The sequence below is a fragment of the Bartonella sp. AP58NXGY genome, from assembly GCF_042195785.1.
Classification (GTDB): Bacteria; Pseudomonadota; Alphaproteobacteria; order Rhizobiales; family Rhizobiaceae; genus Bartonella.
Window position 1 is genome coordinate 176787 of the sequence record NZ_JBHIOY010000002.1, and the last position, 9418, is coordinate 186204.

Consider the following 9418-nt stretch of genomic DNA (forward strand, 5'->3'; position numbering starts at 1 on the left):
ATTAAAGGATGCAAAGCTGGAGATTGGTTTTACCTTACGGCTTTATATTCTCTGCAAATGAGGCTGTATTTCCATTATAGAGATGATCCAAAAAGGGATATGCAATACACTCATCCTCTTTGGCATGTAAGCTGCAACAGCAGAGAAAGCTTTCAAACCACTTTAATCTTGCTGCTGCAGTAAGTTTGGATGTTGATTGACAAGCAATAACAAAAGCATGCGCCCTCTTTATTGGGGCGCAATCATTTTTTTAGGATCAACCAGCCGATCATAATCATCACCAGAAACACCAGCTTTTAGTGCTTCTGTGCGCAAAGTTGTATCATTTTTATGCGCTGCTTTGGCAATCTCAGCAGCTTTTTCATAGCCAATTTCTGGTGCAAGAGCTGTGACTAACATGAGAGAGCGCTCCATGAGAGAGTGAATATGAATGCGATTGGCCCGTAATCCTTGAATGCAATGTAGATCAAAAGAGCGCATGCAATCACCAAGAAGTGTAATCGATTGTAAAACGTTATAGCCAATGACAGGTTTATAAACGTTGAGTTCAAAATGTCCTTGGCTGGCGGCAAATGTTACGCTGGTATGATTCCCAAAGACTTGGCAAGAAACCATTGTCATGGCTTCACACTGGGTGGGGTTAACTTTGCCTGGCATAATAGAAGAGCCGGGTTCATTTTCAGGCAAGTTTAGTTCGCCTAAACCAGAGCGTGGACCAGAGCCTAAAAACCGAATGTCATTGGCAATTTTAAAGAGATCTGCGGCTAATGCATTCAGACTTCCGTGGAAATGGGCAAGCGCCCCATGATGGGCGAGAGCTTCAAATTTATTGTGTGCCGTCTTAAAAGGGATCCCTGTGAGGGAGCTAATTGTTTCGGCAAAGGCGACGTCGAAACCTTTGGGGGCATTGAGCCCTGTTCCGACAGCCGTCCCTCCTTGGGCGAGCATTTGAACATCGGTAAGAGCGGTTTCAATACGCTGAAGATTGGCTTCTAGTGCTACGCGATAGCCTGAAAATTCTTGTGCAAGGGTTAAGGGGGTTGCATCTTGCGTATGGGTTCTTCCGATTTTGATGATGTCGGCAAATTCTTCTTCTTTCTTTCTTAAAGTGGTAATCAGCGCTTCAAGAATGGGAAAAAGATGTTGGCGCGTTTGCAGCGTGGTGGCAATGTGAAGTGCTGTGGGAAAGGAATCATTCGATGATTGACTCATATTGACATGGTCATTGGGATGAACAGGCTTTTTGCTTCCCAGTTTGCCACCCAAAAGCATGCTGGCATGGTTGGCAATAACTTCGTTAACATTCATATTGCTTTGTGTCCCTGAGCCTGTTTGCCAAACAGAAAGAGGAAAATGCGTGTCGAATGCGCCAGAGAGAACTTCATCTGCGGCAGTGACAATGGCTTTTCCAATCTTTGGGGAAAGTTTGCCTTTGTCCATATTTACAAGTGCAGCGGCTTTTTTTACAAGACTTAAGGCGTAAATAATGGTAAGAGGCTGCTTTTCACTGCCAATATTAAAATTATGCAGAGAACGTTCAGTTTGTGCGCCCCAATAACGATCTTGACGTACCGAAATCGTTCCAAAGCTATCCGTTTCCTGACGTGTTTCAACCATGATAAGATCCTTTTTTGTTCACGGGTTCTTAAAGGAGCTAAATAACGCGAAAGTGGAATAAGAGGCAAGACTTTGAATCTTCTTTGAGAGAAATTTTTTATGACTATTTTTTTATGGTTATTCTTGACATTGAGAAATACCGATTTTATATCTTAGATAGTGTTAGCACTCACATGAAGAGAGTGCTAGCAAGAATTTTAAGATTAATCCAATTATGTTCAGTTTTAAGGATTTAAAACATGGCTAATATACAATTCCGCCCACTTCACGACCGTGTCGTTGTCCGTCGGGTTGAATCTGAAAATAAAACGGCTGGTGGGATCATTATCCCTGATACAGCGAAAGAAAAACCTCAAGAAGGCGAAGTGATTGCTGTTGGCAATGGCGCTCTGGATGATAACGGAAAGCGTGTGCCTTTGGAAGTAAAAACAGGAGACCGTATTTTATTTGGAAAATGGTCTGGAACTGAAGTCAAGATTAATGGGGAAGACCTCCTCATCATGAAAGAATCTGACATTATGGGAATTATGGGCTAATTGAAGCACTTAATTTTTCATTGTGTACTATTTTGAAAAAAACTCCAAGGAGAAATTAAATGGCTGCTAAAGAAGTCAAATTTGGCCGTGATGCGCGTGAGCGTTTGTTGCGCGGTGTCGACATTCTTGCTAATGCTGTGAAGGTGACACTCGGCCCTAAAGGTCGCAATGTGGTGATTGATAAATCATTTGGTGCGCCTCGCATCACAAAAGATGGTGTATCCGTTGCAAAAGAAATCGAACTGGAAGATAAGTTCGAGAATATGGGTGCACAAATGTTGCGCGAAGTTGCTTCTAAAACCAATGATGTTGCGGGTGATGGAACAACAACAGCAACTGTTTTGGGACAAGCTATTGTGCAAGAAGGTGTTAAAGCTGTTGCTGCCGGCATGAATCCAATGGATTTGAAGCGTGGAATTGATGCTGCTGTTGAAGAAGTGGTGGCAAACCTCTTCAAAAAAGCTAAAAAAATCCAAACGTCAGCAGAAATTGCACAAGTGGGAACAATTTCCGCTAATGGTGCTGCTGAAATCGGTAAAATGATCGCTGATGCTATGGAAAAAGTTGGCAATGAAGGCGTCATTACCGTGGAAGAAGCTAAAACCGCTGAAACGGAATTAGAAGTCGTTGAAGGAATGCAATTTGACCGTGGGTATCTTTCCCCTTATTTTGTCACAAATGCTGAGAAAATGGTCGCTGATCTCGATGATCCTTACATTCTCATTCACGAAAAGAAATTGTCTAATTTGCAATCCTTACTTCCTGTTTTGGAAGCGGTTGTTCAGTCTGGAAAACCACTTCTTATCATTGCTGAAGATGTGGAAGGTGAAGCTTTGGCAACGCTCGTGGTCAACAAGCTGCGTGGTGGTTTGAAAATTGCTGCTGTAAAAGCTCCTGGATTTGGTGATCGCCGTAAAGCCATGCTTGAAGATATCGCAATCTTGACATCCGGACAGGTTATTTCTGAAGATGTGGGCATTAAACTTGAGAATGTCACTTTGGATATGCTTGGACGTGCAAAGAAAGTGAATATTTCTAAAGAAAATACCACTATTATTGATGGTGCTGGACAAAAGAGCGAAATTACTGCTCGCGTTAATCAAATCAAGGCTCAGATCGAAGAAACAACTTCTGACTATGACCGTGAGAAATTGCAAGAAAGACTTGCTAAACTCGCTGGTGGTGTTGCTGTTATCCGTGTGGGTGGTGCAACAGAAGTTGAAGTGAAAGAAAAGAAAGACCGTGTTGATGATGCTTTGAATGCAACACGTGCTGCTGTTGAAGAAGGTATTGTTGCTGGTGGTGGTACCGCATTGTTGCGTGCAGCAAGTGCGTTGACCATTAAGGGAAGTAATCCTGACCAAGAAGCGGGTATTAATATTGTTCGTCGTGCACTACAGGCACCAGCGCGCCAAATCGCAACCAATGCCGGTGAAGAAGCCGCTATTATTGTGGGAAAAGTGCTGGAAAACAATGCGGATACTTATGGTTACAATACCGCAACCGGTGAATTTGGTGATTTAATTGCTTTGGGAATCGTTGATCCTGTGAAAGTTGTGCGTTCTGCTCTTCAGAATGCGGCTTCAATTGCTAGCCTTCTGATCACAACAGAAGCAATGGTTGCTGAAGTTCCAAAGAAAGATACTCCAATGCCTCCAATGCCTGGTGGCGGAATGGGTGGAATGGGCGGAATGGATTTCTAAGCCCTTTTATAGAGGTTATAAAGAAACGGGCCTTCTGGGCCCGTTTTTTGTATATTTCTTTATATTTCATATGAGTTTTTGCTTTTTTGACAGTTCCTTTATCTTAGAGGATTATTCTCTTTTCCACGGTTTGATTTATCGTGTGTCTGAATAGATTTCACGCTTGGTTCTTGGCTCTTTTCTCGCATTTATGAAATATTTTTATCGTGGAGGGATTGGCTTTGAAGATATTTTGCGGATAAAAATACAATGCTTTGATTGATAATAACTTTCTTCTCATACGGTTTTCTTTTTTCATTTCAAGCTTACGCATTTACCATTAAAAAGTTCTGTGTTTGTGCTTCATAAGGGGGAGGTCACTATGGTTTTTATGAACCAGCGTAATCATTTAAGAGTCAGTCCCCATGGAGCGTTGGAAAGAGAGGGCGTTGGAAAGAGAGTGTTGGAAAAAGCATGGTCGGGCTTGTTGTTTTTTTTTATGAATAAGATGCTGGTATTTCAAGCTTTTGCATGAAAACAAAATTTAAGTGTTTGCTCTGTTAAATGTTTTTTGCACCCTGAAATATGTGTCTTTTTGTTTGGGTAATACTTTGATTTATAATAATATAGTGTTATTCAATTTGAATGAGAGATCCGAATATCGTAAAATTCTCTCATTTCAAATCTTATTCCATGTTGAATCAATAAAAATCATATCTCTTGCACGTCAAAAGCCGGATGAGTGGGGGAATAAGATTTGTATAAGAAAGGATAAAATGGCTCTTATGAACCGTTTTAAGTGGCAAGGGCTTTAAGTGGAAAGAGCTGTCGTAACATTGGGTCATCTCTTAAAATAGAGAGATAGTTTCATTTGAGAAGCTTAAAGAGAAAAATCAATTTTTCGCCTTTCTTTCATCTTTTATTCGGCAAGTTAGTCTCGTAAACTGGGGAAAAATCCATGTTGACAGATATCAAACTTGTTTGTTGCATATATTGTGGCATGTAATTTTCCAGCCAAGGGAACCACGACAGGTAGCCGAAAAAAGAAATTATTACGAACAAGAAGATATATTATTACACGAAAACTAATAAAACCAATAGTTTGAGTGGAATTATTTGATATAAATCCACACTTTTATACGTGATTTATTTGACCACTTTTATATAAGATTTCCCTGTATGAATAGACCATAAAAAGCAAATCATAAAGAATTTTAAGAAGCAAAAACAACTTCAAAATATCCTTCAAGCGTTTTAACTTCTTTCGGATTAACAGTAATCTTGATATCGTTTCCCAATTTTGCCAAACACTCAAGCATTTTCATTTCACTCATTCCTCTAAATTCTCCACTTAAAAGTTTAGACGGTTTTGGTTGAGTCATTTTCAAAAGTTGATTAGCCTGTTTTTGTGTTAAGTTCTTTTCTTTCAGAATTTGACTAATCTTATGAGCAAGTTGTGCTTTGATAAGCATCTCTCTGGAATCTGAAACACCAAGATCCGCATAAACATTGGAACTACCCTGAAAAACATTGATCATTTTCATTCCCTTCTAATTGTTCTGCTTACTTGAGACGTTCTTTAATCAGATTAATGTCTGGTTTTGGTGTTGCAATGCCATGGGTCGATTTTTTCTGAAAACAATGCAACACATAAAGAGATTTTTATATTGTACCGTATAAACAGCGCGATAAGTTCCTTTGATATCGTGTTCAATAATTTCTAGGATATTGGCAGATCCACCCCCCTTGAGAACCTTAACATTTTCTCCTTTATCTCCTCCCTGAGAAAGATAAAGAGCATAACCAATCCTTTGTTGAATAAGACTAGGCAGACTTTTTATATCTTTGAGTGAAGATCCAAGCCATACGATACGTTTTATTTTACTCATGATGATTAATATACAAAATAATTTTAAGTGGTTATTTTAATTTTGTGATTTTATTAATAACTATTATTAATAAAATTGGGCACAAAGGATTGGACACTATCAAGGCGAAGCAAACGCAAAGCCAATTGTGTTATGGTTGTTGTTTTACAGCATGCCCATCTCAGTCTTTTTTGTTATGTTAAAAAGTCAACGCATCTCTCTCATCCATAGCTGTTATATTTTTAACTTGATGGCGTTGTTTTTCTAAGAGCATGCGTGCTTTTTCTGCTGCTTGTCAATCAACATCAAATTCCAATGCAGCAGCATGTTTGAGAAAAAATTGAGAGGGGTAAGAGCCCTACGAACATTTCCAGCTGTTATACACTCGATGGGAGAGAGCGTCTTGCTTCTTTCTGTTTGGGCAATTTCTGAAATAGGAAGACAGTTTCACTGAGAAAGAATGTAAAGGTGTAAATCACTCGCCATCATCTTTCTGCTTTATACCTTTCGAAAGGATCTATGGTAATATTTTTTAAATAATGAAAATTATACATTGCTTTATGCTTTTATTTTTTGCGTTCTTTCATGGGGGGACGCCTCTTATGTACAACAAAATACTCCCGATAGACTGGTCTTGCATATTCACGTGTTTTTTTAAGAGTCATCTCGCTCTCACAGTGCTTTTCATAATGGCGTTTGTAAATGGTATAAAGATAAAGTTCCTATGAATCATATAAAACTATAGGGCACCATCATCTTTTACGCTTGCGAAAAAGCAAGCAGGCATTATCACACTTTTCTAGCCTTCAATGTTGTGATAACCCTGTTTATAAAAACCTTGACTATTTGAAACGCTTCATGAGAGGCATTTTTGTTTTCTTTCTTATACAGTTTTTGACTCTGCTCTCGCTCTGCTTGTAATGTGCAAGCAACATGGGTTTGGTTCTTTCAACATGGAATAGGTTTGGAAATAAGAGAATCCTATGGTATTCAGGGGTCTAATTCAAGTTGAATAACGCTCCATTATGATCACCAATCAATGTAATATGGCTTTTCAAAAGCATTCATTCTTGCAGATAATAACAACAATCAGTGCTGCTTCACATTTTTTAATGGAGAAACGCTTTTTTAGAATAATCATTCATTGTTTTATACGTTGAATAAGAAAGCTTCATAGCAGAGGATTTTTTCATTTTAAATCTCTCTCTCATTTTGAAACAATCACAATCATTTCTTCGTATCTTACAAGTAGAGAGAGAGAGTAAAATCCTTAAAGAAAATAAAAATGCTTTTCATGAATATTCTCAAATAGTTAAGGTGTTTATTAAACAGGGTTATCACAACATTGTAGGCTGGAAAAATATGATAATGCCAGCGTGCTTTTTCGCAAGCGTAAAAGATGATGGTGCCCTATAGTTTTATATGATTCATAGGAACTTTATCTTTATACCATTTACAAACGCCATTATGAAAAGCACTATGAGAGCGAAATGACTCTTTTCTAAGGCTTGTTGCTAATATTGGGGGGGTAAATGTATAATGGTGCCAGCTTGCTTCTTTACAAGTGTAAAAATGGGGCTTTATGGTAGACAATACCATTCCGTTGCTTACTTATGCGCTTATTAAAGAAATCTTTTTAATGCACTTAAATTCATTTCGTAATGGTGTTTGTGAAGAGTGTGAAAATTTTTCGTGAGACGTGAAAAATCATCAATAAAAGCTCTCTGTTTAAAAAAAATTATGAACCGATGGCTTTTTATAGTAAGAGTTAGCACGTCTCACCTTTTATTTTTTATTTTAGAGCTGAATATTCGATTTTTGTGTAAAAATACTTGTCAATGCATCTATGATACGTGAAAAATCAAGCGCTAATAAAAAAATGATAAAGATAATCCACTTCGTATAGCGTGACATCATTTTTATACTTTTATAAGTCATGATGATTTCTTGTAGCATTTCTTTTTCCTTTTCTGTAAGCTCCATTTGCTTTTCTGTTTTTTTTCTAGCCATGTTTCCACCCACACAAGCCTTCCCCTTGTTTGTTATGCTTTAAAATATCTCTTGCCAGATTTGAGCTGATGATATTGAGGTCTTTTTTGTCTAAATAAATGGGCATCCAACCAACGCAAGAAGAAGGCTCATTGATTGTTTTTATCGCGCAACCAGTGAGAAAGAGCAGCGCGTACATCAGCATCACTTTTTTGATTAATTTCATTTTCCATCTCCAACCGTGTTGTTGCCGCCTTTAAGGTTTTTTCTGTTTGCTTTTGTTGTTCAATCTTTTTGCCAAGAGTGAAAATTTTTGCAAAAGCGATAAAAAAAGCGGTCAGAGCCGCTCCTGTTATCATCAGATTTTTTTTCATCCACCACATCATAAACGTTGCTCCCGAAACCGTTTTGCCACAAAGAAAATGCCAACACAGGCGGCTAAAACCATAATGGTTGCCAATGCCCATTGGATGGGTCCATTGCCTGCCAATAAGCCTCCAAGTCCAGAAAAAGAACCAATAATCGGTGTAAGCGCTTCTGCTTTGAAAAATCCCATTGGTGCTTGCGTTTCTACGGTTTGGTAGTTGGGAGAAACATAAGCCCCTTTTGCCCATAAGCCTGCTTCTGCTGCACGACGGTGTACAAGACCGTGAAGGCGTTTTCCACCTGCTTTGGTCCATTTTTGTAATTCAGCAGGGATGGCTTCATATTCGCCATTATTGAGCTTTTTTAGAAGGGTCGAGTTGCAAAAAGCAGCTGTTCCTACATTATAGCAAAACGATACGAGCGCGGCGAATTGTTCATTCGTTAAGGAAACCGTCACATTTTTTTCAACGGTATTTTCAAATTGTCTTAAGTCTTGGCAAAGAAGTTCTTCTGCTTGTTTTTCAGTGATGGTCATGCCCTTGTGAACAAACGGTTTGCCAGAAGTGCTGGTATGTCCATAGCCAATTGTCCATACCCCGATGGAATCTTTATAGGCATTTAAACGCAATCCTTCCCATTGTTTAATGAGTGCAAGCCCTGCGGATGATATTTTTCTCATTTGCTTCTCCATAAAATAAAGCCTCACTTTGATGTGAGGCTGGTTGACATATTAAAAATGATTTTTTTGCTCTTCAAAAATAGAAGAGACGAAAAATTAATTAAATCAAAATGTTATCCGTGTAATCCTAGGGGGGGCATGGTTGGATGTGGTCATATTTTCCGTTGGGAGAGCGTTGTTGTTGGTTTTGAGATCCATTCCTATGGGGTGGTTTGTTGATAGCGTCTTGTTGGTGCGGGCGATGTTGATGTGGTGCACACAGGGCATTGCCATTGTGTTGGCGGTTTTGTTGGCGGGGTGGTGTGGTGGGGCAAGGATGATGACTCCGGTTAAGTGCTGGTTGTGAGGGGGAGGGTGCTATAAAAATTTCCGAATAGAGGTACATTCTGTGTCCCATACTTCTTTTTCTCTTGTGAGAAAAGATTTTTGCAAGGGGAAAGGGTTTGTTTGTGGGGATGGAGAGCGTTGTTGTTGGTTTTGAGATCCATTCCTATGGGGTGGTTTGTTGATAGCATCTTATTGATGCGGGCGATGTTGATGTGGTGCACACAGGGCATTGCCATTGTGTTGGCGGTTTTGTTGGCGGTTTTGTTGGCGGGGTAGCGTGGTGGGGCAAGGATGATGACTCCGGTTAAGTGCTGGTTGTGAGGGGGAGGGTGCTATAAAAATTTCCGAATAGAG

General features: G+C 39.3%; 12 protein-coding genes. 5 read left to right on the forward strand and 7 right to left on the reverse strand.

The annotated features are described in order from the left end of the window. Nucleotides 1–228 precede the first annotated feature (228 nt). Nucleotides 229–1617, reverse strand: coding sequence for a class II fumarate hydratase (fumC, locus tag ACFINC_RS02100; RefSeq protein ID WP_375615878.1), 1389 nt, complete (start codon nt 1615–1617; stop codon nt 229–231). A gap of 239 nt (nt 1618–1856) precedes the next feature. On the opposite strand from fumC, the gene groES reads away from it, so the two are divergent. The 3 genes from groES to ACFINC_RS02115 all read left to right on the forward strand — a co-directional run bounded on the left by groES (nt 1857) and on the right by ACFINC_RS02115 (nt 4370). Next, on the forward strand, nt 1857–2153 hold the full coding sequence (gene groES, locus ACFINC_RS02105; RefSeq protein WP_005774667.1) for a co-chaperone GroES: 297 nt from the start codon (nt 1857–1859) through the stop codon (nt 2151–2153). Between the two features lie 59 nt (nt 2154–2212). After that, nucleotides 2213–3856 carry a chaperonin GroEL gene (gene groL, locus ACFINC_RS02110; protein ID WP_375608136.1) on the forward strand — a complete coding sequence of 548 codons (1644 nt, stop codon included), beginning with the start codon at nt 2213–2215 and terminating at the stop codon, nt 3854–3856. Between the two features lie 361 nt (nt 3857–4217). After that, nucleotides 4218–4370 (forward strand): hypothetical protein, encoded by a 153-nt coding sequence (locus tag ACFINC_RS02115; protein ID WP_375615879.1) that lies wholly within the window; start codon nt 4218–4220, stop codon nt 4368–4370. 679 nt (nt 4371–5049) lie between these two features. Here the strand turns inward: ACFINC_RS02115 and ACFINC_RS02120 are convergent. The 6 genes from ACFINC_RS02120 to ACFINC_RS02145 form a co-directional block, all read right to left on the reverse strand. Then, entirely contained in the window at nt 5050–5373 is a 324-nt protein-coding gene (locus tag ACFINC_RS02120; RefSeq protein WP_375615880.1) for a helix-turn-helix domain-containing protein, read from the reverse strand. Between the two features lie 45 nt (nt 5374–5418). Continuing rightward, the gene (locus tag ACFINC_RS02125; RefSeq protein ID WP_375615881.1) at nt 5419–5724 is read right to left on the reverse strand and encodes a type II toxin-antitoxin system RelE/ParE family toxin; all 306 of its coding nucleotides are present in this window, start codon (nt 5722–5724) and stop codon (nt 5419–5421) included. A 1776-nt stretch (nt 5725–7500) separates the two neighbouring features. After that, nucleotides 7501–7713 (reverse strand): hypothetical protein, encoded by a 213-nt coding sequence (locus tag ACFINC_RS02130; protein WP_375615882.1) that lies wholly within the window; start codon nt 7711–7713, stop codon nt 7501–7503. Continuing rightward, nucleotides 7706–7918 carry a hypothetical protein gene (locus tag ACFINC_RS02135; RefSeq protein ID WP_375615883.1) on the reverse strand — a complete coding sequence of 71 codons (213 nt, stop codon included), beginning with the start codon at nt 7916–7918 and terminating at the stop codon, nt 7706–7708. Before ACFINC_RS02135 ends, ACFINC_RS02130 begins: the two co-directional genes overlap by 8 nt. Continuing rightward, a complete protein-coding gene (locus ACFINC_RS02140) occupies nt 7842–8078 on the reverse strand; it encodes a hypothetical protein (RefSeq protein WP_375615884.1) in 237 nt (78 codons plus the stop codon). Before ACFINC_RS02140 ends, ACFINC_RS02135 begins: the two co-directional genes overlap by 77 nt. Beyond that, the gene (locus ACFINC_RS02145) at nt 8075–8737 is read right to left on the reverse strand and encodes a lysozyme (RefSeq protein ID WP_375615885.1); all 663 of its coding nucleotides are present in this window, start codon (nt 8735–8737) and stop codon (nt 8075–8077) included. Before ACFINC_RS02145 ends, ACFINC_RS02140 begins: the two co-directional genes overlap by 4 nt. A gap of 181 nt (nt 8738–8918) precedes the next feature. On the opposite strand from ACFINC_RS02145, the gene ACFINC_RS02150 reads away from it, so the two are divergent. Further along, entirely contained in the window at nt 8919–9083 is a 165-nt protein-coding gene (locus ACFINC_RS02150; RefSeq protein ID WP_375615886.1) for a hypothetical protein, read from the forward strand. A 125-nt stretch (nt 9084–9208) separates the two neighbouring features. Continuing rightward, a complete protein-coding gene (locus tag ACFINC_RS02155; RefSeq protein WP_375615887.1) occupies nt 9209–9340 on the forward strand; it encodes a hypothetical protein in 132 nt (43 codons plus the stop codon). Nucleotides 9341–9418 lie beyond the last annotated feature (78 nt).

Excerpts from the sequence above, each read along its gene's own strand:
- fumC (WP_375615878.1), bottom strand. The coding sequence starts at position 1,617 with ATGGTTGAAACACGTCAGGAAACGGATAGCTTTGGAACGATTTCGGTA.
- ACFINC_RS02145 (WP_375615885.1), bottom strand. The coding sequence starts at position 8,737 with ATGAGAAAAATATCATCCGCAGGGCTTGCACTCATTAAACAATGGGAA.
- ACFINC_RS02115 (WP_375615879.1), top strand. The coding sequence starts at position 4,218 with ATGGTTTTTATGAACCAGCGTAATCATTTAAGAGTCAGTCCCCATGGA.
- ACFINC_RS02130 (WP_375615882.1), bottom strand. The coding sequence starts at position 7,713 with ATGGCTAGAAAAAAAACAGAAAAGCAAATGGAGCTTACAGAAAAGGAA.
- groES (WP_005774667.1), top strand. The coding sequence starts at position 1,857 with ATGGCTAATATACAATTCCGCCCACTTCACGACCGTGTCGTTGTCCGT.
- groL (WP_375608136.1), top strand. The coding sequence starts at position 2,213 with ATGGCTGCTAAAGAAGTCAAATTTGGCCGTGATGCGCGTGAGCGTTTG.
- ACFINC_RS02135 (WP_375615883.1), bottom strand. The coding sequence starts at position 7,918 with ATGAAATTAATCAAAAAAGTGATGCTGATGTACGCGCTGCTCTTTCTC.
- ACFINC_RS02125 (WP_375615881.1), bottom strand. The coding sequence starts at position 5,724 with ATGAGTAAAATAAAACGTATCGTATGGCTTGGATCTTCACTCAAAGAT.
- ACFINC_RS02140 (WP_375615884.1), bottom strand. The coding sequence starts at position 8,078 with ATGATGTGGTGGATGAAAAAAAATCTGATGATAACAGGAGCGGCTCTG.
- ACFINC_RS02120 (WP_375615880.1), bottom strand. The coding sequence starts at position 5,373 with ATGATCAATGTTTTTCAGGGTAGTTCCAATGTTTATGCGGATCTTGGT.